The organism is Lentzea alba, assembly GCF_047445655.1.
GTDB classification, from domain to species: Bacteria; Actinomycetota; Actinomycetes; order Mycobacteriales; family Pseudonocardiaceae; genus Lentzea; species Lentzea alba_A.
In genome coordinates, this window is sequence record NZ_JAJAEG010000017.1 from 52,181 (window position 1) to 72,424 (window position 20,244).

21 protein-coding genes are annotated in these 20,244 nt (G+C 67.6%); 6 read left to right on the forward strand and 15 right to left on the reverse strand.

Translation table 11 applies throughout. From position 1 onward, the window contains the following. Nucleotides 1–13 precede the first annotated feature (13 nt). The 10 genes from LFM09_RS27215 to LFM09_RS27260 all read right to left on the reverse strand — a co-directional run bounded on the left by LFM09_RS27215 (nucleotide 14) and on the right by LFM09_RS27260 (nucleotide 8,253). Nucleotides 14–814: an SdrD B-like domain-containing protein gene (locus LFM09_RS27215; RefSeq protein WP_414099397.1), complete on the reverse strand. Its 801-nt coding sequence runs from the start codon at nucleotides 812–814 to the stop codon at nucleotides 14–16. A 112-nt stretch (nucleotides 815–926) separates the two neighbouring features. Further along, the gene (locus tag LFM09_RS27220; protein ID WP_414099566.1) at nucleotides 927–1,709 is read right to left on the reverse strand and encodes a carbohydrate ABC transporter permease; all 783 of its coding nucleotides are present in this window, start codon (nucleotides 1,707–1,709) and stop codon (nucleotides 927–929) included. 26 nt (nucleotides 1,710–1,735) lie between these two features. Beyond that, on the reverse strand, nucleotides 1,736–2,614 hold the full coding sequence (locus tag LFM09_RS27225; RefSeq protein ID WP_414099398.1) for a carbohydrate ABC transporter permease: 879 nt from the start codon (nucleotides 2,612–2,614) through the stop codon (nucleotides 1,736–1,738). Continuing rightward, the gene (locus LFM09_RS27230) at nucleotides 2,611–3,813 is read right to left on the reverse strand and encodes an ABC transporter substrate-binding protein (RefSeq protein WP_414099399.1); all 1,203 of its coding nucleotides are present in this window, start codon (nucleotides 3,811–3,813) and stop codon (nucleotides 2,611–2,613) included. Before LFM09_RS27230 ends, LFM09_RS27225 begins: the two co-directional genes overlap by 4 nt. Nucleotides 3,814–3,880: 67 nt before the next feature. Beyond that, on the reverse strand, nucleotides 3,881–4,075 hold the full coding sequence (locus LFM09_RS27235) for a hypothetical protein (protein WP_414099400.1): 195 nt from the start codon (nucleotides 4,073–4,075) through the stop codon (nucleotides 3,881–3,883). Nucleotides 4,076–4,150: 75 nt separating this feature from the next. Continuing rightward, entirely contained in the window at nucleotides 4,151–5,053 is a 903-nt protein-coding gene (locus LFM09_RS27240) for a glycosyltransferase (protein WP_414099401.1), read from the reverse strand. 3 nt (nucleotides 5,054–5,056) lie between these two features. Next, a complete protein-coding gene (locus tag LFM09_RS27245) occupies nucleotides 5,057–5,875 on the reverse strand; it encodes an ABC transporter ATP-binding protein (RefSeq protein WP_414099402.1) in 819 nt (272 codons plus the stop codon). Nucleotides 5,876–5,893: 18 nt separating this feature from the next. Then, nucleotides 5,894–6,805: an ABC transporter permease gene (locus LFM09_RS27250; protein ID WP_414099403.1), complete on the reverse strand. Its 912-nt coding sequence runs from the start codon at nucleotides 6,803–6,805 to the stop codon at nucleotides 5,894–5,896. A 59-nt stretch (nucleotides 6,806–6,864) separates the two neighbouring features. After that, on the reverse strand, nucleotides 6,865–7,716 hold the full coding sequence (locus tag LFM09_RS27255; RefSeq protein ID WP_414099404.1) for a class I SAM-dependent methyltransferase: 852 nt from the start codon (nucleotides 7,714–7,716) through the stop codon (nucleotides 6,865–6,867). Nucleotides 7,717–7,770: 54 nt separating this feature from the next. Further along, nucleotides 7,771–8,253 carry a bacterial proteasome activator family protein gene (locus LFM09_RS27260; protein ID WP_414099405.1) on the reverse strand — a complete coding sequence of 161 codons (483 nt, stop codon included), beginning with the start codon at nucleotides 8,251–8,253 and terminating at the stop codon, nucleotides 7,771–7,773. A gap of 82 nt (nucleotides 8,254–8,335) precedes the next feature. On the opposite strand from LFM09_RS27260, the gene LFM09_RS27265 reads away from it, so the two are divergent. Together LFM09_RS27265 and LFM09_RS27270 are read left to right on the forward strand one after the other, a co-directional pair. Beyond that, nucleotides 8,336–9,535 (forward strand): cysteine desulfurase-like protein, encoded by a 1,200-nt coding sequence (locus LFM09_RS27265; protein WP_414099406.1) that lies wholly within the window; start codon nucleotides 8,336–8,338, stop codon nucleotides 9,533–9,535. 19 nt (nucleotides 9,536–9,554) lie between these two features. Further along, complete coding sequence (locus LFM09_RS27270) at nucleotides 9,555–10,199, forward strand: class I SAM-dependent methyltransferase (RefSeq protein WP_414099407.1); 645 nt, start codon at nucleotides 9,555–9,557, stop codon at nucleotides 10,197–10,199. Here the strand turns inward: LFM09_RS27270 and LFM09_RS27275 are convergent. Further along, nucleotides 10,183–11,148, reverse strand: a complete 966-nt coding sequence (locus LFM09_RS27275) for an NAD(P)H-quinone oxidoreductase (RefSeq protein ID WP_414099408.1) — start codon at nucleotides 11,146–11,148, stop codon at nucleotides 10,183–10,185. The two genes, LFM09_RS27270 and LFM09_RS27275, sit on opposite strands and share 17 nt — an antisense overlap. Before the next feature lie 45 nt (nucleotides 11,149–11,193). Between LFM09_RS27275 and LFM09_RS27280 the strand changes: the two genes are divergently transcribed. The 3 genes from LFM09_RS27280 (at nucleotide 11,194) to LFM09_RS27290 (ending at nucleotide 14,951) form a co-directional block, all read left to right on the forward strand. Beyond that, entirely contained in the window at nucleotides 11,194–11,826 is a 633-nt protein-coding gene (locus LFM09_RS27280; protein WP_414099409.1) for a GNAT family N-acetyltransferase, read from the forward strand. A 77-nt stretch (nucleotides 11,827–11,903) separates the two neighbouring features. Then, nucleotides 11,904–13,415 (forward strand): M28 family metallopeptidase, encoded by a 1,512-nt coding sequence (locus tag LFM09_RS27285; protein ID WP_414099410.1) that lies wholly within the window; start codon nucleotides 11,904–11,906, stop codon nucleotides 13,413–13,415. A 135-nt stretch (nucleotides 13,416–13,550) separates the two neighbouring features. Then, entirely contained in the window at nucleotides 13,551–14,951 is a 1,401-nt protein-coding gene (locus LFM09_RS27290; RefSeq protein WP_414099411.1) for a M28 family peptidase, read from the forward strand. Here LFM09_RS27290 and LFM09_RS27295 read toward each other — a convergent pair. The 4 genes from LFM09_RS27295 to LFM09_RS27310 all read right to left on the reverse strand — a co-directional run bounded on the left by LFM09_RS27295 (nucleotide 14,948) and on the right by LFM09_RS27310 (nucleotide 19,621). Beyond that, entirely contained in the window at nucleotides 14,948–15,850 is a 903-nt protein-coding gene (locus tag LFM09_RS27295) for a neutral zinc metallopeptidase (RefSeq protein ID WP_414099412.1), read from the reverse strand. The genes LFM09_RS27290 and LFM09_RS27295 overlap by 4 nt on opposite strands. Before the next feature lie 583 nt (nucleotides 15,851–16,433). After that, nucleotides 16,434–17,186 carry a hypothetical protein gene (locus LFM09_RS27300; RefSeq protein WP_414099413.1) on the reverse strand — a complete coding sequence of 251 codons (753 nt, stop codon included), beginning with the start codon at nucleotides 17,184–17,186 and terminating at the stop codon, nucleotides 16,434–16,436. A gap of 62 nt (nucleotides 17,187–17,248) precedes the next feature. After that, nucleotides 17,249–17,812: a hypothetical protein gene (locus tag LFM09_RS27305; RefSeq protein ID WP_414099414.1), complete on the reverse strand. Its 564-nt coding sequence runs from the start codon at nucleotides 17,810–17,812 to the stop codon at nucleotides 17,249–17,251. Nucleotides 17,813–17,902: 90 nt separating this feature from the next. Then, nucleotides 17,903–19,621 (reverse strand): bifunctional metallophosphatase/5'-nucleotidase, encoded by a 1,719-nt coding sequence (locus LFM09_RS27310; RefSeq protein WP_414099415.1) that lies wholly within the window; start codon nucleotides 19,619–19,621, stop codon nucleotides 17,903–17,905. Between the two features lie 167 nt (nucleotides 19,622–19,788). Here LFM09_RS27310 and LFM09_RS27315 point away from each other — a divergent pair, with 167 nt between their 5' ends. Then, nucleotides 19,789–20,220 carry a MarR family winged helix-turn-helix transcriptional regulator gene (locus tag LFM09_RS27315; RefSeq protein ID WP_414099567.1) on the forward strand — a complete coding sequence of 144 codons (432 nt, stop codon included), beginning with the start codon at nucleotides 19,789–19,791 and terminating at the stop codon, nucleotides 20,218–20,220. The last annotated feature ends 24 nt before the right edge of the window (nucleotides 20,221–20,244 follow it).

Sequence of the window (20,244 nt, forward strand, 5' to 3'; positions counted from 1 at the left end):
GCCCCACGAGCGATCAGCTGGTGGTCAGCGTCTTCGTCGCGGTGTCGTTGGACAGGTTGGTGTCGGTGTTGCGGAACAGGCCCTTCCAGGCCTCGAACTTGATCTCGGCGCCGTCCAGCGGCTTCTCGACGACCACGCGGACGCCGACCCACTCGGGAGTACCAGCGGGCTTGCGGTCGTAGAAGTAGCCGGTGACCTTGCCGGCGGGCTCGGTCTCGTAGAACTTCGGCATGCCGCCGAGACGCTCGACGACGCGCAGGCCCTCCGGCAGCGTCAGCTGGCCGCCGAACTGGTCGTACACGTTGCCGTTGTGCACCGTGGAGCCGACGATGTCGATCACGTCGCCGACCTGCGGGTTCGGGTTGCTGATGTGGAGCTGGTTGACGCGGGTGTCGACCACGGCGTTGACGAAGCCGCTGTTGACCATCCCGTACCGCTGGCCCTCCGCGAGCTCGACCGGGCTGGTCATCTTGCCGTTGGCCTCGCTGAACACCGACTCGGCGTACTTCTTGGTCCACCCCTGGCCGTGCGAGAGCGAACGATCGGCCGAACCGACGACGTAGCTGCCCGGCCCGAGGCCGCTGATCTCGTAGAAGCCGTCGGCGTCGGTCTGCGCCGCCTTGTTCGTGCCGTCGATGTACATCCAGTGTCCCGCGATGGGAGCCTCGCCGACCTCGCGAACGCCGTCGTTGTCCGCGTCGTTCCACACGAAGCCGTAGATCGAACCGGTGTCCTCGGCCTGAGCCGTGCTGGTGAACGAGAGCGGTGCGGCAACGGCGAGCGCGAGAGCGGCGAGTCGAGCGATGTTCTTCATTTCTGTGGTCCCCCCGGAAGTTCCCCGTGTCTGACAGTGAGAACTCTGCCGGGGTGACCTCCAAGAAACCTCCAAGCGGCCTGCAAGAGGTCTGTAGACAAGTAACTGCAGGTCAGCCCTTGATTCCGGTCTCGGTCACACCCCGGATCAACAGCCGTTGCAGCGCCACGAAGATCACGACCAACGGCATGATGGAGATCGCCGCCGCCAGGAACAGCTGCACCACGTCGATCGACTGCGCCGTGAGGAACGTCGACAGCGCGACTTGCACCGTCCACGAGTCCTGGTCCTGCGCGATCACCAACGGCCAGAGGAACTGGTTCCAGCTGGTCACGAACGCGATCACGCCCAGCGCGGCGAAGAACCCCTTCGAGTTCGGCACCACGACCCGCCAGTACGTGCCCCAGTGCCCGAGACCGTCGATCCGCGCGGCTTCCTCCAGCTCCCGCGGGAAGTTCAGGAAGTACTGCCGGAACAGGAACGTCGTGAACCCGCTGAACAGCCCCGGGATCACCAGCCCGCGCAGGTCGGAGACCCATCCGAGCGTCGACACGACCACGAACGTCGGCACGAACGTCACCGCCGCCGGGATCATCAACGTCGCGATCACCAGGTACAGCACGACGTTCGAGTACCGGTACGGGATCCGCGCGAGCCCGTACCCCGCCAGCCCGCACAGGACCAGCTGCCCGACCGTCTGCAGCACCGCGACCAGCAGCGAGTTGACCATGCTGCGGACCATCGGCACGGCCGGGTTGCTGAACAGCGCGGCGAAGTTCTCCCAGCGGATCGACTGCGGCCAGAACGTCCAGGTGGGCGCCGTGATCTCCTGCTCGGTCGCCAAACCGTTGCGCAGCACCAGGTAGAACGGCACCAGGAACAGCACAGCCGCCATCGACAGGGCCAGGTACCGGAGCGCCTTCATCGCGTGATCACCCGTCCCTGCAACAACGTCACGCCGGCGATGAGCAAGGTCAGGATCACCGCGCCCGCGCTGCCGTGCCCGAAGTCCTGCCCTCCGGAGCCCAGGGCCGTGTAGTAGAGGTAGATCAACGGCGGCCGCGCGAACGGCGGGTAGCCGCGGTCGGTGCCCAGCACGTTGTAGAACTCGTCGAACGCCTGGTACGCGGCGATGAGCAGCAGCAACAACACCGCCACCGACGTCGTGCGCAGCTGCGGCAGCGTGATGTACCGCAACGACTGCCAGCCGCGCGAAGCCCCGTCGATCCACGCGGCCTCGTAGAGGTGCTGGGGAATCCGCTGCAGCCCCGCGATGAACAGGATCATGTAGAACCCGAGCTGCAGCCACAGCCGCAGCGTCACGAGCACCAGCCAGTACCAGGGCGGCGACGTCGACACCGTCCACGCGACCGGCTCCCCGCCGAACCACCCCAGCACCGTGTTCGCGAGCCCGAACCGCACGCCGTTGAAGATCGACAGCTTCCACACCAGCGACGCCACGACGTACGAGCACGCGGTCGGCAGGAAGAACACCGACCGGAAGAACGTCTGCATGAAGCTGATCTGGTTGACCAGCAACGCCAATGCCAACGCCAGCACGAACGTCAGCGGCACGATGAAGGCGGCGAACACGCTGAACGTGCCGAGACTGCGCAGAAACGGCGCGTCCGTCAGCATGTCCGCGTAGTTGCGCAGCCCGACGAACTCGGTGGGCGTCACCGTGTTGCGGGCGTCGAAGAACGACAGCAGCAGGCTCCACCCGATCGGCACGTACACGAACACGAGCAGCCCGATCGCGAACGGCCCGACGAACAGCCAGAACGCGCGTCCGTGCTTCATCCGTAGATGCGCTTCAGCTCGTCCCGTGCCTTCTGCGCCGCGCCGCGCAGCTCGGCGTCGGCCGGAGCACCGTCACGCACCACCCGCGACACGGCGTCGTTGAACGCGGTCCGCATCACCGACGTCCAGTCCGGCGGGTTGGACGCCTTCGCGTTGTCCCGCACGAACTTCACCGCGTCCGCCGCCGCACCGGAGGTCAGCTTGGAGGCCTTGGCGGAGATGCTCTCGCGCGGCGGGATGTGGAAGCCGTAGCCGAGGTTGAAGTCCTCCTGGTAGTCGGTCCGCTCGATCCACAGCCAGCGCACGAACTCCTTGGCCTCGTCGATCCGCTTCGACTTGGCGTTGACCATCGCCCCGAACGCGCCGACCGGCACGCTCGGTTTCCCGCTGTCGCCGAGCTTCGGGAACGGCAGCACGCCGAAGTCGTCGCCGAGTGCCTTCTGCACCGCCGGCACCGCCCACAACCCGGTCCACTGCATGGCGACGAGCCCCTGCGTGAACGCGTCCGGCTCCGCCCAGTCCTTCACGGCACCGAGCAGCAGACTGCCGCTGGTGTAGAGCTCACGCAGCTTGCCGATCGCCTGCGCCGCAAGGGGATCATCGAACCCGACCTGGTGGTCGCGCACGTAGTCGAGGCCGACCGACCACAGCGCGGGCCCACCCAGCACCCCGCCACCGCCGTCGTTGCCGGCGAAGAGCCCCTTCACGCCACCGGAGGTCAGCTTCCGCGCGGCCTCGAACAGCTCATCCACAGTGGACGGTGGCTGAACGTTGGCGGAGGCGAAGAAGCTCTTGCGGTAGAACAACATCTGCATGTCCACCGCCTGCGGAACCCCGTAGATCTTCCCGTCAACGGTGTGCGTCGCGAGAATCGAGGCGGAGAAATCGTTCTTGGCGTCGCCGAAGACGTCGTCGAGCGGCACGAGCTGACCCGCCCTCACCGAGCTGATCTGCGGGGTGGACTCGAAGACGTCCGGTCCGCCGTCGGACAGCAGGCTCGTCGCGAGCTTGGAGTCGTAGTCGCCGGGGTTCCACTGCACGTCGACCGGGATCTTCGAGTACGACTTGGCGTATCGCTCCACCGCTTGTTGGACGCCTGGTTCGCCGTAAGCGTGGTACCACTGCTTCAGGGCCTGGCCGTTGCCGCCCCTTCCGGTGTTCGAACCGCACGCCGCGAGAAGAGCGGACGCGCCCGCCAAAGAGAGAAGTCTGCGTCGGGAGATCACTCATCCCGTCTTACTCCGATCACCTCGGGTGTGCGAGCGGTTACTCGAAGTGCGCGACGACGACGTTGGAGAAGTTCACGACGTACTCGCGCCCGTCGGGCCCGGAGATCGGCTGGGTGTGCCCGTTGCGGACGATCTGGGTCAACCGGGGCGAGAGGTCTTCTCGCACCTCGTCGGTGACCGTGAGGGTGATCGGGTTCGGATTCGCGGCGAGGAACAGCACGAGTTTGCTCATGCGTTCAGCAAACCGCGTCCGGAGAGCGCAAAAGGGCGGATCCGCCAGCAGCGAATCCGCCCTCAGCAGATCGAGTCACTTGCGGAAGAAGCGCTCCCGCTGACCGAGGCGCACGAGCTTGAGCCACTCGTAGAACGCCTTCGGGTCCCGCTTCACGGCGAGGAAGTACAGCCCGAACCGGAAGACCTCCAGCGCACCGAGCTTGCGCATGCCCGGCTGCGACAGCAGGTAGCCGCGGTTGCGGTACGTGTAGTAGCGCTTGACCGGGTTCTCCGGGTCCTGGGCGTGGAACTTGCCGCCCAGCATCGGCTTGAACTCGTCAGAGCCGTCCGGGTGCACGTACGCGACCCGCAGCGACGTGCCGAACGGCAGGCCGGAGCGGACGAGGCGGCGGTGGATCTCCACCTCGTCGCCGCGGAAGAACAGCCGGTAGTCCGGCACACCGACGACGTCGAGCGTCTCCGCACGGAACAGCGCGCCGTTGAACAGCGACGCGATACCCGGCAGGAACGTCGTCCCGAGCTCGGCGGCCGAACGCTTCCACGTCAGGCCGCGCCGCAGCGGGAACGCCAGCTTGTCCGGGCTGTCGATGTTCGTGACGACCGGGGAGATCTCCGCCAGCTTGCGGCGGTCGGCCTCCTCCAGCAGCACGGCCAGCACGTTCTCATCCGCCGGGCGGCCGTCGTCGTCGGCCAGCCACACCCAGTCCGCGCCCAGCGAGAGCGCGTGCAGGATGCCCAGCGCGAAGCCACCCGCGCCACCGAGGTTGCGGTGCGACGGCAGGTAGGTCGTGGGGAGCGGGCACTGCGCCACCAGGTCGTCCACCGGCTGGTCCGGGCCGTTGTCGACGACCACGAGGTGGTCGGGGACGCGTGTCTGGGTCGCCAGTGCCTTCAGTGACTCGGCCAGCAGCTCCCTGCGGTGGCGGGTGACCACCACCGCCACGACGGAGCCCTTGGGCAGTGCCTCGAGATTCACGGTCTATTCGCCGCCATTTCCACTGAGGACGGGAGAGGAGTAGCCGAGCCTGGCCAGCTGGTCGGCGCTCATGCGCTCGAAGGGGTCGTGGCCCTTGTACGCGGTGAGCACCTCGCGGAGGCCGCCGTGCTGCTTGACGCGACCCTCGTCCATCCAGATCGCGCTGTCGCAGAAGTCCAGCAGCGTCTCGTCGGAGTGGTTCGCGAACACGAGCAGGCCGGATCGCGCCACGAGGTCCTTCAGGCGCTCGCGGGCCTTCGCCATGAACGCCGCGTCGACCGCGCCGATGCCCTCGTCGAGCAGCAGGATCTCCGGGTCGATGGAGGTGACCACGCCCAGCGCGAGCCGCACGCGCATACCAGTCGAGTACGTGCGCAGCGGCATCTGCAGGTAGTCGCCGAGCTCGGTGAACTCCGCGATGTCGTCGACCCGCTTCTCCATCTCCTTGCGGGTCATGCCCAGGAAGAGGCCGCGGATCATGATGTTCTCGTACCCGGAGATCTCCGGGTCCATGCCGACGCCGAGGTCGAAGACGGGCGCGACCTTGCCGGTGATGCGCTGGCTGCCGCGGGTCGGCTCGTAGATGCCCGCGAGCAGGCGCAGCAGGGTGGACTTGCCGGCACCGTTGTGGCCCACCAGGCCGACGCGGTCACCGTGCTTGAGGTGGAGCGTGATGTCGTGCAGCGCTTCGATGATCGGGACGCGGCCTTCCGAGCCGATCTTGCCGCCGACCTTGCCGAGCGCGAGCTTCTTCAGCGACCTCGACTTCGCGTCGAAGATCGGGAAGTCGACTGATGCGTTCCAGACGTCGATGCTGACCATGGTTTTGCCGACCTCCTATCAGACCCAGTAAGAGACGCGAGCGCGCCAGTTGCGAAGTGCCACGAGCGCGAGCGTCCAGCCGACGATCGTGAGACCACCGACGACGACCCAGTGGTGCCAGTCGAGGTCGTGGCCCAGCAGCGGCGCCCGCACGATCTCGACGAAGTGGTAGACGGGGTTCAGCTCCGCGATCAGGATGCGCCAGCCGCCCTGGCCGTCGCTCACCTTGTTGAGCACACCCGCGTGCCACACGATCGGCGTCATGAAGAACACCAGGTTGATGAAGCTGTGCACGACCGGCGGGATGTCGCGGAACCGGGTGCTGATGATGCCGAAGAGCAGTGCGATCCACACGCCGTTGAGCGCGAGCAGCGCGAAGCCCGGGATCGCCAGGAGGATCTCCCAGCTCACGCCCGGCTTGAGCTCGGGGTCGTTGTTCATCATGTACGGGTTGCTGAGCGTCGAGAAGAAGATCGCCAGCACGACCAGGTAGACGATGAGGTTGTGCGCGAAGAACAGGGTCTGGCGCCACACCAGCCGCAGCACGTGCACCGTGATCGGGGCCGGGAGGTGCTTGATGAGGCCCTCGTTGGCGATGAAGACGTCGGTGCCCTCGGTCACACAGCCGACGATGAAGCCCCAGATGACGAAACCGGCCGTGACGTACGGCAGGAACGTCGACACGTTCTCGTTGAACAGCTGCGAGTACAGCAGGCCCAGGGCGAGCGCTGTGGTGCCCATCGAAATGGTGATCCACAGCGGCCCGATGACCGACCGGCGGTAGCGCTGCTTGATGTCCTGCCAGCCCAGATGGCCCCAGAGCTCCCGGTGCTGCCAGGCCGTCTTGATGTCACCGAAGGCGCGGGCAAACGTCTTGGAGTTCGCGGCAGGGGGTGCCTCGGGATGGTCGAGCGTACTGGTGGCTTGCACGAGGACTGAGCGTACCGGCGAGTTCACGAGGGCCTCGCCCCCGGTCGGTCACGGGGAGGTCAACGGCCGAATTCGGCCGGGACCTCCGTGATCTTCACGATCACCTGCTCGTGATCGGTCGTGTACCCCTCGTAACTGAACTTGATCCCGGTCTCGGCGACGTACTCCAGCCACGCCTTGTGCTCGTGGTCGCGCCAGCCCTGGTAGTTGAAGTACTCGTCGAACAGCACGACCGAACCGGCCCGCAGCCGCGGCCCGACGTGCTCCAGCACGGTCTTGGTGGACGAGTAGAGGTCGCAGTCGACGTGCAGGAACGCGACAGGTCCGGGGTGCTCGGCCACGAATCCGGGCACGGTGTCGTCGAACCAGCCGGCGATGAGCTCGGCGCCGGGCACGTCCGGCAGCTGGTCGACGCCGAACGCGCCGGCCGCGAACCCGGTGCGCCAGTCCTCGGGCAGCCCGGTGAAGGAGTCGAAGCCGTAGACCTCGCGGCCCTCGGAGGCCGCCGAGATGATCTTCAGGGTGGTGCCGGTGTAGACGCCGAACTCCAGCACCATGCCGTCGACGTCCATGAGCGACAGCGAGTGGTGCAGCGTGGCGTGCGGGTCGGCGAAGATCTGCGCGGTCCGCATGTGCTCGAGCGCGAACGCGGCGCTGTCCGCGGCGGCGTCCCGTTCGGCGGCGAACAGCAGGTCGCGCCGCTCGCGGTGCTCGTAGTTCGCGGTGAGCTCGGCGATCCGGTCGCCCTGGTACCGCAGCGCCTCGTTGAGCTGGTGCTGGAGGTCGTCGATGCGGCCCTGCTGGACCTCGTGGTACGGGCGAACCACCTCGTCGACCGCCCGCATCAACTTCTCGCGGAGGGCCTTGCGGAAGTAACCGGGCTCGAGGCTCCGGCGAACTCGGTCGAGCACTTTCGACTCCTCACACCACTGTGCAGTGGGCCGCATGTTAGGCCCACGAGCTGGTTAGAGGTACTGCCCAGTCCCCTTACCGCCAGTACCGGTTTCGTGGGCGTCGCCGCTGCCTGCCGGAAGGGCGCGTCCGCGCATCTGCTCGAGCTGCTGGCGCGCGGCCATCTGCTGGGCGAACAGCGCCGTCTGGATGCCGTGGAACAGGCCTTCCAGCCAGCCGACGAGCTGGGCCTGGGCGATCCGCAGCTCGGCGTCGCTCGGGGTGCCCTCCTCGGTGAACGGCAGCGAGAGGCGCTCCAGCTCCTCGCGCAGCTCCGGGGCCAGGCCGTCCTCCAGCTCCTCGATGGAGCGCTTGTGGATCTCCTTGAGCCGGTTGCGGCTCGCCTCGTCCAGAGGTGCCGCCCGCACCTCCTCGAGGAGCTGCTTGATCATCGTGCCGATCCGCATGACCTTCGCCGGCTGCTCGACCATGTCGGCGATGTCGCCGTCCTGGCCACCGACGATCACAACGGGCTGCTCCTGGTTCATGGGCTCCATCCTGGCCTCTTGGTGTCCGACTGGGTTAGCCGGGTGGGGGCTGACCGACACGGTGTTTGCCGTCATACGTACGGTGTGTGGCATGGCGTTCGACGTCGCACGGGTACGAGGGCTCTTCCCCGCGCTCGGCGACGGCTGGGTCCACCTCGACGCACCCGCCGGCATGCAGGTGCCCGAACAGGTCGCCACCGCCGTCTCCACCGCGCTGCGCGCCCCGGTCTCCGGACCTGGTGGCATCTTCCCCGCCTCGCAACGGGCCGAGGCCATCGTCGACGCGGCACGTCGCTCCGTCGCGGACCTCGTCGGTGGTGATCCTGCGGGTGTCGTGCTGGGTCCGTCGTCCGCGGTGCTGCTGCAACGTCTCGCGGACGCGATGACCGACGACTGGTTCATGGGCGACGAGGTGCTCGTGTCCCGGTTGGACCACCCGGCGAACATCGCGCCGTGGCTGCGCGCCACCCAGCGCACCGGCAGTGCGGTCAAATGGGCAGAAGTCGACATCGAGACCTGCGAGCTGCCGAGCTGGCAGTACGACGAGCTGGTCACCGACCGCACCAAGCTCATCGCGATCACCGCGGCCTCGGGTGTCGTCGGCACCCGCCCGGACCTCGCCAAGATCTCGTCGGTGGCCCGCGCACACGGGTCGTTGATGGTCGTGGACGCGTCGTCCGCCGCGCCTTTCGTGCCGTTGGACATCGTCGACATGGGTGCCGACGTCGTGGCTATTTCCGCTGGTCAGTGGGGTGGTCCGCCGGTCGGCGCGCTGGTGTTCCGCGACCCGGCGATGCTGGAGCGGCTGCCGTCGGTCTCGGTCGACCCCACCGCCCGCGGCCCTGAGCGGCTGGAACTCGGTCCGCACGCCTACCCGATGCTCGCCGGCCTCGTCGCGTCCGTGGAGTACCTCGCGGACCTCGACGACGCGGCTTCGGGCACGCGGCGTGAGCGACTGGTCACATCTCTGGGGTCCGTGAAGGCCTACCAGGCCGGGCTGCTCGCTAATCTCATCAACGAACTGCGTTCGCTGCGACACGTGATGGTGATCGGCGACGCCATGCGGCGGGTGCCCGCGCTGGCGTTCACGATCGCCGGGGTCAAGGCGGAGGACGGCGTGGAACACCTCGCGTCACGAGGCGTCTGCGCGTTCGCCGACCCCGGTCAGCACGGGGTGTTCTCGGTGCTGGGCGTCGGCGAGGTCGGCGGCGCCATCCGCGTCGGGCTCGCGCACTACACGAACGCGGTCGAGGTCGATGACCTGGTGAGGGCGGTGTCCGAGCTGGGCTGAGGTGTTTGGGAGATCATTTTTGGACGACTCGCTTGCTCGCGAGCTCGCCGATCTCTCGGCCCTGCAGCGCATCGGCTCGTTGAACACCGAGTACCTGCCGTGGACGTCCGGCGATCTGCGACCGGCGGCTCTCGTCGCGGTGATGGACGAGATCGTGCTCGGCGCCCGGACCGTCCTGGTGGAACTGGGCTGCGGCTCTTCCTCGGTGCTGCTCGCTCGTTTGCTGCAACAGCGCGGATTCGGGCATCTGCTGTCGATCGAGCACGACGAACGCACGGCTGCTTTCGTCGCCTCGCAGCTGCGTCGCGAAGGCTTGGGGTCGGTCGCGCGCGTCGTGCACGCCCCGTTGTCCCGGCATCCGGCGGCGTTGTCGCGGCACGGCCAGTGGTACGCACCGCAGCAGGTGCACGACGAAGTGCTCGCGTACGTCGACCGGTTCGGTCTCGTGGACCTGCTGCTCGTGGACGGACCTGGGTTCGGCGACTCGCGCTATCCGGCGTTGCCCGTGTTGCGTGCCGTGTTGGCACCGGGGGCGACCGTGCTGGCGGACGACGTGGATCGACCTGACGAACAGGCTGTGCTGAAGCGGTGGTCCGAGGAGTTCGGGCTGGAGTTCCGCACGGCTCCCCGGACCTCGCTGGCCGGGGCTACCGCTCTCGCTTGAGCAGGACCTTCCCGAAGACGTCGCTGGCCTCCAGCAACCGGTGCGCCTCGGCGGCGTTCGACATCGGCACGGTCTGCCCGACGATCGGCTTCACCGCACCGCTCTCGATCAACGGCCACAGGTGCTCGCGGACCTGCGCCACGATCGCGCCCTTGCTCTCGACGCTGCGGCCGCGCAGCCCGGTCGCCATCACCGACGCCCGTTTGGTGAGGAGCTTGCCGATCGGCAGCTCGCCCTTCACCCCGCCCTGCATGCCGATGATCATCAACCGGCCGTCCGGCGCGAGGACGTCGATGTTGCGGGACAGGTAGGAGGCGCCCATGTTGTCGAGGACGACGTCGGCCTTCTTGACCTCCGCCACGAAGTCCTGGGTCTTGTAGTTGACCAGGATGTCCGCGCCCAGCTCGGCGCACTTCTGCAGGCGTTCGTCGGAGCCCGCGGTGACCGCGACGGTCGCGCCGAGCGCCTTGGCGACCTGGATCGCGTGCGTGCCGATGCCGCCCGCGCCGCCGTGCACGAGCAACGTCTCACCGAGCTTGAGCCGGCCGTCCATCACGACGTTCGACCACACCGTGCAGGCCACCTCTGGCAGTGCCGCCGCCGTCACGACGTCGATGCCCTTCGGCAGCGGGAGGACCTGCGGTGCCGGTACGACGACCTTCTCCGCGTAGCCGCCGCCGGCCAGTAGCGCACACACCTCGTCGCCGACGTTCCAGCCGGTCACGCCCTCGCCGACTGCGGCGATCGTGCCGGAGCACTCCAGGCCGATGACGTCCGACACACCGGGCGGCGGCGGGTAGAAACCTTGGCGCTGCAGGAGATCCGCGCGGTTGACCGCACTCGCGGCGACGTCGATCAGCACCTCGCCCTTGCCGGGCACCGGGTCGGCGACCTCGGTCCACTCGAGCACGTCCGGGCCGCCGGGTTCGCGAACAGTGATGGCACGCATACAGTCGACCGTAATCCCGTTGGACGGGTACGGCACCATCGGATCATGGACGCCTGGCCGTTGCGAAACCTCGTTCTGCGCACGCCGCGCCTGGAGCTGCGCCCGGACGACGACGCGGGTCTGTTCGAGCTCGTGGACGTGGCACTGGAGGGTGTCCACGACCCGGACGAGATGCCGTTCTACGAGCCGTGGACCGACCGTCTGCCGTCGGATGGCGGGCTGAGCATGGTCCAGTACTTCTGGGGAGTCCGGGCGAAGCTGGCCGTTGCCGACTGGAACATCCACTTCCTGGTGCGCCACGAGGGCCGGGTGATCGGCCTGCAGGAGCTCGGCGCGCGTGACTTCGGTGCGCTGCGCGAGGTGAACACAGGTTCGTGGCTGGGCCGGAAGTACCAGGGCAGCGGTATCGGCACCGAGATGCGGATCGCCGTGCTGCAGTTCGCGTTCGACCACCTGGGCGCTCGTATCGCACGTTCGGCGGCGTGGGAGGGCAACCACGCGTCCAACCGCGTCAGCGAGAAGCTCGGCTACCGCTACGACGGCTCGGTCGGCGTCGCACCACGTGGTGAGCGGCTTGAGCACGTGCGACTGCGCCTGGACGCTCCCGATTTCGTGCGCCCCGAATGGAACATTTCGGTCGAAGGCCTCGCGGAGTGTGTTCAGCTGATCACGAGCTGAACTCCCGCCGACCGAAGGATTGTGTCTCAGGTCTCTTCTTGTGAGGGTTCAGCGAGTCCGAACGAAGGGGAACGTTCATGTCAGGCAGAACCAAGCTGGCGGCGGTGCTGGCCATCTCAGCACTCGTCGCGGCCCCAACCGCTACGGCGTCCGCCGCCGCAGAACCAGCGGGCCCCGCACTCGCCAAGAAGCTCGCCAAGAAGGTGACGACCGAGGGCGTCAACCGGCACCTGATCGCGTTCCAGCGCCTCGCCGACCGCAACGGCGGCAACCGCGCCGCGCTGAGCCCCGGCTACAACGCGAGCGTCGACTACGTCGCGGGCAAGCTCCGCGAAGAGGGCTTCATCGTCTCGACGCCGACCTTCAGCTTCGAGGTCCCCGTCAGCGACGCCGAACTGGCCCGCGTGGACGGCGTGAACTACCAGGCGATCGTCATGACCGCCTCACCGCAGACCCCGGTCGGCGGCGTCACCGGCCCGCTGCGCGTCGTCCCCGAAGACGCCACCACGGGCTGCGAGGAGACCGACTTCGCCGGCCAGGACTTCACCGGCTCCATCGCGCTGATCCGCCGCGGCGGCTGCACGTTCGAGCAGAAGCACCTCAACGCGTTCGCCAAGGGCGCCATCGCCGTGCTGGTCTCGAACAACGTCGCGGGCCCGCTGAGCGGCGTGACGCTGACCAACCCCGGCAAGATCCCGACCGGCGGCATCTCGCAGGCCGACGGCACGACGCTGGCTTCGAAGGCCGGCGCCACGACCACTGTGGACATGCGCTTCCACAACGAGACCCGCACTGACCGCAACGTCATCGCGGAGACTCGCACCGGTCGCAAGAACAACGTCGTCATGGCCGGCGCGCACCTCGACTCCGTCGAGCTCGGTGCCGGCATCAACGACAACGGCTCGGGCTCCGCTGGTCTGCTGGAGACCGCGCTGCAGCTCGGCTCGCGTCCGAAGGTCGACAACGCGATCCGCTTCGCTTGGTGGGGCGCGGAAGAGCGTGGCCTGATCGGCTCGGAGGAGTGGGTCCGCTCGCTGACGTTCGAGCAGCAGCTCGACATCGCGCTGTACCTGAACTTCGACATGATCGGTTCTCCGAACGCCGCGTACTTCGTGTACGACGGTGACAACTCGGACGGGGTTGGCGCTGGGCCTGGGCCGTTCGGTTCGGCTCAGATCGAGAAGGCGTTCGTGGACTACTTCACGGCGACGGGCGTCCAGACCGAGGGCACTGACTTCTCCGGTCGTTCCGACTACGGCGAGTTCATCGCGGTGGGTATCCCGGCCGGTGGTCTGTTCACCGGTGCCGAGGGCATCAAGACTGCTGCGCAGGCCGCCAAGTGGGGTGGGACTGCTGGGATCGCTTACGACCCTTGCTACCACTCGAAGTGCGACAACCTCGGGAACATCGACCGCAAGGCTCTTGGCCGCAACGCTGGGGCTCTGGCGTTCGTGACTGCCTCGTATGGTGTCTCGACCGAGGACGTCAACGGGGTGCCGCCGCGGGCCAAGCGCGCTGAGGCTCGTTCGTCGGCTGCTCTGATGAAGGCTGCTCACGCTGACGACCACTCGCACGCGGCCGTCGCTTAGCAGTTCTGCTCGCTGACGCAGGGGTCCCCTCGCAAGGGGACCCCTGCTTTTATTTTCGCAGACTGGCCTGACAATTCCGGACTGTTAGTTGATCAGACGTAGCGCTGCGTGCTTCTCGTTGCCAAGGTCGAACCCATGTCTGTTCGCAAAGCCTCCGCAGCGGTAGCCCTCGCCAGCGCAACGCTCCTGCTCGCCTCAACAGCATCCGCCGCGCCAGACCCGGCCCAGGATCTCTCCAACCGGGTCTCTGCGGAAAGCACGAACCGCCACCTCATCGCGTTCCAGCGCATCGCGGACACCCACGGCGGCAACCGAGCGGCGACCACCACCGGGTACAACGCCAGCGTCGACTACGTGGCCGGCCAGTTGCGAAACGCGGGCTTCGACGTGACGACCCCGGAGTTCGAGGTCAAGGAGAAGGTCAACGACGCGGGCCGCGCCACCACCCCGGACGCGACCTACGACCTGATCCCGTTCGGCGACACCCCGAACACCCCGGACGGCGGCTTCACCGCGCCCCTGAGGGCGGTGGCGGAAGACGGCACCCCGGGCTGCGAGGCGACGGACTTCGAAGGCCAGGACTTCAAGAACGCCATCGCGCTGATCCGTCGTGGCACCTGCACGTTCGTCGCCAAGTACGAGAACGCGGTCAAGGCGGGCGCCAAGGCCGTGATCATCTCGAACAACGTCGACGGCGAGCTGGATCTGCGCATCCCGGGAACCATCCCCGGCGCCACCGCGAGCAAGGCTGCAGGCACCGCCCTGGCTGCGAAAAGTGGACAGCAGGTCACCCTGGAACTGCGGCACCACAACGTGATCCACCACGACCGCAACGTCATCGCGCAGACCAAGACCGGTCGCAAGGACAACGTCGTCGTAGCTGGTGCCCACCTCGACAGCGTCCACGACGGGCCCGGCATGAACGACAACGGCTCCGGCTCGGCGGCCCTGCTCGAAGTCGCACTGAAGATGGGCGCGAAGCCCAAGCTCGGAAACGCCGTCCGCTTCACCTGGTGGGGTGCAGAGGAAGCCGGACTGATCGGTTCAAAGGCCTACGCGGCGGGTCTGACGTTCGAGCAGCAGCTGGGCATCGCGCTGTACCTGAACTTCGACATGGTCGGGTCGCCCAACCCCGGCTACTTCGTCTACAACGACCCCGGTCTGCCGTACGGGTCGAAGCACATCGAGCAGGCGTTCGCGGACTTCTACAACAAGAAGAACCTCGGCCCGGAGGGCCTGAACGTGCGCGGTGCCAGCGACTACGGCTCGTTCACCGCGCTGGGCATTCCGGCCGGCGGCATCATCTCCGGCGGTGGCGAGGTCAAGACGGAAGCGCAGGCCGCCAAGTGGGGCGGCACGGCCAACGTGCAGATGGATCCGTGTTACCACCGGGCCTGCGACCACCTCGGCAACATCAACCGGGAGGCGCTCGGCCGCAACGTTTCCGCTGCGGCCTTCGTCATCGCCTCCTACGCGCAGTCGACCGAGGGGGTCAACGGCGTCCCGTCCCGCGTGGAGCGGGCCAGGATGCGTTAGCCCAGGTTGTTCGTGTCGAACGTGTTGCAGCGGGCCGGGTCGCCGGTCTGCAGGCCCGTCGTGAACCACTTCTGCCGCTGGGCTGAGCTGCCGTGGCTGAACTTGGTCGTGTCGACCCGCCCGCCGCCCAGTTCGCGCTGGATGAAGTCGTCACCGATGCGCGACGCCGCGTCCAGGGCGGCGTTGACGTCCTCCTGGGTGATGTTCGTGATCAGGGGTTGACCGTTGGCCGACGGGACGGTCGTCGCAGCCTTGGCCCAGGCGCCCGCGTAGCAGTCGGCCTGCAGTTCCAGGCGGACCGAGTCGGAGGTGGGGCCGGTGCGGCTGGTGACGCGGTCGGAGGTGCCCAGGAGGTTCTGGACGTGGTGGCCGTACTCGTGGGCCAGCACGTAGGCCTCTACGAACGGGCCGCCGGTCGCGCCGAACTTGGTGCGCAGCTCGTTGAAGAAGTCCAGGTCGATGTACACCTGGGAGTCCGCGGGGCAGTAGAACGGGCCGACTGCCGAGGTGGCGTTGCCGCAGCGGGTGTTGACGCTGTTGCGGAAGAAGTTGGTCTTGGTGACCTGGTAGCTGTTGCCGGAGCGGGCGAACTGGTCGGTCCAGAACGCCTGGATCGAGTTGATCGTCGCCACGACTCGGCAGTCGCTGTCGCGGTTCGCGTCCGCGCCGGTCTTGCACTTCTCGGCCAGCTGGCTGGACTCGACCTGCTGGCCAGGGTTCACGCCGCCGCTCTCCAGGCCGCCGGTGGGCAGCTGGATGCCGGTGAACTGCTGGATCAGGAAGTAGACGATGAGGCCGACCACGCCGAGGCCGCCGCCGACACCCGCTACCCGGCCGCCCACGCCACGTTGGTCCGACACCTGCGAGAGGTCGAGCTCTGCGCCTTCGTTGAACTGCACCGCAATCCTCCTGCCAAGGAGCACTAAGTGCGGCAAACGATAAAGCACGAAAGACGCCCAGGTGCGGGACCCGACGTCGGGGTACCGCACCTGGGCTTTCCCATTTGGAAGTGACGACTACGGCCCACGAAGGTTGGCGTGGCGCTCAGCCGGTGACGCCATGAGACGACACCGAAGCCGAGCTCAACAGCGTCGAAGTGCGCCGAGCGACGCCGATGGCGCCTGGGCACCCGAAACCTCGTGTCCGTTGCTACACAGTCGCGACCGGACCGTTCACGTCCGATCCACTCGCGGGGATGCAACAGACCGCGTTTCGCCACAGCGAGGAGATACCTGCACAGCACCACCTACCCCTTCTGGGCGTGGCCTCCGGTGGTCTAGTTCATTCACCTTCCGGTTGCCAGCTCGTTATCGAGCATGCGCTTGATCGCCATATTTCTCAACACCTCACCCGCAACCTGAATTGGTGAAGTCAGACGGGTGACCTGCGGAGATCGACTGTGCGGACAGTGCTCAGACAGTGCTCGGACAGCAAAGCGCCCGGCGAGTGAGCACTCGCCGGGCGCTTTGTGAAAAACGAAGATCAGGCCTTCACACGGCGCGCGCCGCGGCGGGCCATCACGCCCGCGGTCATCAGGCCCATGCCCACCAGCAGGAACTCCAGCGGGTCGGCGCCGGTCTTCGACAGGTTCGGGATCGGGGACGCCTGCTGCGAAGCCTTGTTGCCGGTCTGCGAGTTGCCGGCGCCCGTGTCGTCGCCGGTGTTGCCGCCGCCGTTGTTGTCGCCACCGTTGTTGCCGCCGCCGGGGTTGCCGTTGCCCGGGTTCTCGCCCGGCTGCTCCGGGTTCTCGGGCTGCTCCGGCTGCTCCGGCTGCTCCGGCTCTTCGGGCTGCTCCGGCTCCTCGGGGACCTCGGTCTTGCCGCAGTCGCCCGACGCGGTGCCGAGCACGGCCGCGCTGGTGCCGCAGACGGTCACCGGGGCCTCGATGGTGCCGTTGGGCTCTTCCGGCTTGGTGGAACCGCAGCTGCCGTCACCGCCGCCGGCGACGCCCACCGAGTTGCCGCACACCGTGACGGGCGCGGAGACGAGGGTTTTGTCGGCCTGCACGCGCTCGGAGGCGGCCTCCGGCTCGGTTTCGCACGTCGCGTCGCTGTTGCCGAGGACGTTGATCGCGTTGCCGCAGACCTTGACCGGAACGCTCACCAGGTTGCCGACGCGGACCTCTTCGTCGACGTTGAGCGGCACCGGGACGGCCTGGGCGAACCCGGCGGTGCCGAGCATGATGCCGCCGGCCATCAGCGCGGCGGACATGGTGCGGTTGAGGTTCTTGCGCATGACTGTTCTCCCTGGAGTGGAATGTCTGACCCCTGTGCGTGGCTGTGGAGCACGGCACGGGATCAATCAGGTGAGAACGTCGGTTCCTCCGCGCGCACGATGCGCGGCACGTCTTGCTGTTCGGTGCTGACGAGAGACGTCGTGGTGGCGGGCGGCCGCATCGCGAACGTCAGCGTGCCCGCCGGGATCTGGTTGCCGCCGGACTGCCCTGCGCCGCTCTGCGGGAGCGTGCCGTTGATCGGCTGCTCTGCCTGCGGCTGCGGCTGTTGCTGGGGCACCGGAACGGGGTTCGTGGGCCGTGTCGTCAACGCCGGTGGAGTGCGCTGCTGCGGCACCTCGGCGTGCGCGGGCGCTTCGACGACCGGTTGAGGCGACGGCTGCGACGTCACGGGAGGCGGGGGAGCCTCGGTGCGCGGGTGCGACACCGGTGGGACAGGCGCTTCGCGCTGAGGCGGAGCGAGCCCGGTCTCGACCTTCAGGCCGACGTCGACCACGGGGAGCTCGACCTCGACCTTGAGCTGGTCGATCTCGACCTTGACGTCGGCGTTCGCCTCACCTGCGCTGCCCAGCAGCCAGGCGCCGGTCATCAGACCGGCGAGCAGCAGGAGCCGACGCAACCAGGACATCGGCCCTCACCCTAGATCAAATGGAGCAATCCCACACGTGAAAAGGCCATCTCGACGACTTCCGTCGCCGAGATGGCCTTCACGTGCGTTCTACGGCAGTGCCGTGATCCGGCCGAGCGCGGGAGCGCCCTGACCGGGGTGCGCCGCCAGGTACGCGGAGAACGCGTCCAGGTCGATGCCGGCACCGACGATGTTCTGACCCTTGGTGAGCTCGGAGAAGCCGTCACCGCCTGCGGCGAGGAAGTTGTTGACGGTGATCTTGTAGCTCGCCGCCGGGTCGACCGGCGTGCCGTTGATCGCGAGGTTCGAGACCTTCGAACCCGGCGCGGCACCGGCGGAGAAGCTGTACGTCAGCGTCGACGACGGCTGCAGGATGACCTGTCGGCCGGGGCCCCACTGCTGCTCGAGAACCGCCTTGAGCTGGGCACCGGTGTAGGTGAGGGTCTGCAGGATGTTGCCGAACGGCTGGACGGTGAACGCCTCGCCGTAGGTCACCACGCCGTTGCCCTCGCCCGCCGGAGAGCTGGCGAAGGTGAGGTCGGCGCGCACGCCACCGGGGTTCATCAGCGCGGCGACCGCACCGTTGGTCGTCTTGGTGGCTTCGAGCTGCGAGTCGGCGATCAGGTAGCCGAGCGGCATCTCGACGGTGCCGGCCGGGCCGCGGACGATGTCCGTGCTGATCGTGCCGATCTGCTTGTTCGCGATCGGGCCGGACTTCTGCTTCGCGAGATCGATCACGGCCTGGATGGCCGGGTCCGGCGTGACCGTGCGGGTGACGATCTTGTTTTCAGCCTTGGTCTCGCCGCGGATGACGTCGCGCGTCCGGCGGTCGATCTTGAGGTCGACGACGCTGAGCTCACGCCCGAACGCCAGACCCTCGATGAACGGCCGCGGGTTGCCGGCCGGGTCCTTGACCACGCAGTTGTAGTGCTGGTGGCTGTGGCCGGAGAAGACCGCGTCGATCTTCGGGCTCACGTTCGTCGCGATGTAGCTGCCGGGGTTCTCCGCAGCCACGTTGCACGCGTTGGGCCCGCCGCCCGTCGAGGTCACCTGGTCGCCCTGGTGCACCAGCAGGACGATCGACTTCACGCCGATCGCGTCGAGGAAGTTGGCGTACTTGTTGGCGGCCTTGACCTCGTCGCCGAACTTGAGGTCCTTGACGCCGCTCGGGTCGACCAGGATCGGCACGTCCTTGAGCGGCATGCCGATGAACCCGATCGGGATCCCGTCGCGGAACTCGACCCAGAACGGCGGCAGCGCAGGCAACCCGGTCTTGGCGTGCGTGACGTTCGCACCGAGGATCGGGAAGCTGGCGCCGGGGTAGGTGTCGCGGAACTGGCAGCCGTCCGTCGGGTGGCAGCCACCGCGCTGCATGCGCAGGAGCTCCTTGTAGCCCTCGTCGAACTCGTGGTTGCCCGCCGCGGTCGTGTCCATGCCGACCTTGTTGAGCACCTCGATCGTCGGCTCGTCGTGGAAGAGCGCCGACACGATCGGGCTCGCGCCGATCAGGTCGCCCTGGCCGACGATCACCGAGTTGCGGACCTCGTTCTGGAGGTTCTTGATGTGCGTCGCGTTGAACGCGGCACCACCAGCGTCGACGGTCGTGCCGTCCGGCAGGATGACGCGCCCTGACGACCCGGTCGGCGGCTCGATGTTGCCGTGCAGGTCGTTGATACCGATCAACCGCACGTCAACCGTGCCCCGCCCCCGCAGGGACTGGACATCGGCCTGCGCGGGACCAGTGGTGCTGATGAGCGTGGCCGCGGCGGCGGTGATCGCCAGAACGGAAAGCCGTCTGAACGAACTCATGGGATAGAAGCCCTCTCCAAGGCGTGGTTAACGCGCGTGTACGGCGGAGGAGTCTGCCTTCCGACCGCGGCGTTTACCAGAGGAATGACTCGATCGTCATCCACAGGTTTAGCCTTGTTCCCGTGACACCTAGTGAACAGGAGCCGCGCTGGCTCGACGAAGGCGAGATGCGTGCGTGGCGCACCTACGTGAACGGCAGCGCGATGCTCATGGACCGCCTGCACCGAGAGCTGCAGGACACCCACGGAGTGTCACTGGCGGACTACGAGATCCTGGTCCGCCTCTCCGAGCAGCCGAACCACCGCATGCGCATGACCCAGCTGGCCGAAGACGTGGCCTCCTCGAAGTCCCGCGTCTCCCACCAGGTCGCCCGCATGGAAAAGGCAGGCCTGGTCCTACGCCGCGAGTGCACGGAGGACGGCCGCGGCGTCCTGGCCGAACTGACCCAGAAGGGCATGGCCCAGCTGGTCGAGGCCGCCCCAACCCACCTGCGAGGCGTCCGCGCCCACATCGTCGACCTGCTCACACCCGAGGAGGGCGAGGTGCTGGCCAAGGTGTTCGACCGGGTCATGACACACCTGCGGGAGTCGAACAGCTAGGCTTCTCCGCTGACGCCCACGGCG

Coding starts and splice junctions, on each gene's coding strand:
- LFM09_RS27215 (WP_414099397.1), bottom strand. CDS start 814: ATGAAGAACATCGCTCGACTCGCCGCTCTCGCGCTCGCCGTTGCCGCA.
- LFM09_RS27220 (WP_414099566.1), bottom strand. CDS start 1,709: ATGGCGGCTGTGCTGTTCCTGGTGCCGTTCTACCTGGTGCTGCGCAAC.
- LFM09_RS27225 (WP_414099398.1), bottom strand. CDS start 2,614: ATGAAGCACGGACGCGCGTTCTGGCTGTTCGTCGGGCCGTTCGCGATC.
- LFM09_RS27235 (WP_414099400.1), bottom strand. CDS start 4,075: ATGAGCAAACTCGTGCTGTTCCTCGCCGCGAATCCGAACCCGATCACC.
- LFM09_RS27245 (WP_414099402.1), bottom strand. CDS start 5,875: ATGGTCAGCATCGACGTCTGGAACGCATCAGTCGACTTCCCGATCTTC.
- LFM09_RS27260 (WP_414099405.1), bottom strand. CDS start 8,253: ATGGAGCCCATGAACCAGGAGCAGCCCGTTGTGATCGTCGGTGGCCAG.
- LFM09_RS27265 (WP_414099406.1), top strand. CDS start 8,336: ATGGCGTTCGACGTCGCACGGGTACGAGGGCTCTTCCCCGCGCTCGGC.
- LFM09_RS27275 (WP_414099408.1), bottom strand. CDS start 11,148: ATGCGTGCCATCACTGTTCGCGAACCCGGCGGCCCGGACGTGCTCGAG.
- LFM09_RS27280 (WP_414099409.1), top strand. CDS start 11,194: ATGGACGCCTGGCCGTTGCGAAACCTCGTTCTGCGCACGCCGCGCCTG.
- LFM09_RS27285 (WP_414099410.1), top strand. CDS start 11,904: ATGTCAGGCAGAACCAAGCTGGCGGCGGTGCTGGCCATCTCAGCACTC.
- LFM09_RS27290 (WP_414099411.1), top strand. CDS start 13,551: ATGTCTGTTCGCAAAGCCTCCGCAGCGGTAGCCCTCGCCAGCGCAACG.
- LFM09_RS27300 (WP_414099413.1), bottom strand. CDS start 17,186: ATGCGCAAGAACCTCAACCGCACCATGTCCGCCGCGCTGATGGCCGGC.
- LFM09_RS27305 (WP_414099414.1), bottom strand. CDS start 17,812: ATGTCCTGGTTGCGTCGGCTCCTGCTGCTCGCCGGTCTGATGACCGGC.
- LFM09_RS27310 (WP_414099415.1), bottom strand. CDS start 19,621: ATGAGTTCGTTCAGACGGCTTTCCGTTCTGGCGATCACCGCCGCCGCG.
- LFM09_RS27315 (WP_414099567.1), top strand. CDS start 19,789: ATGCGTGCGTGGCGCACCTACGTGAACGGCAGCGCGATGCTCATGGAC.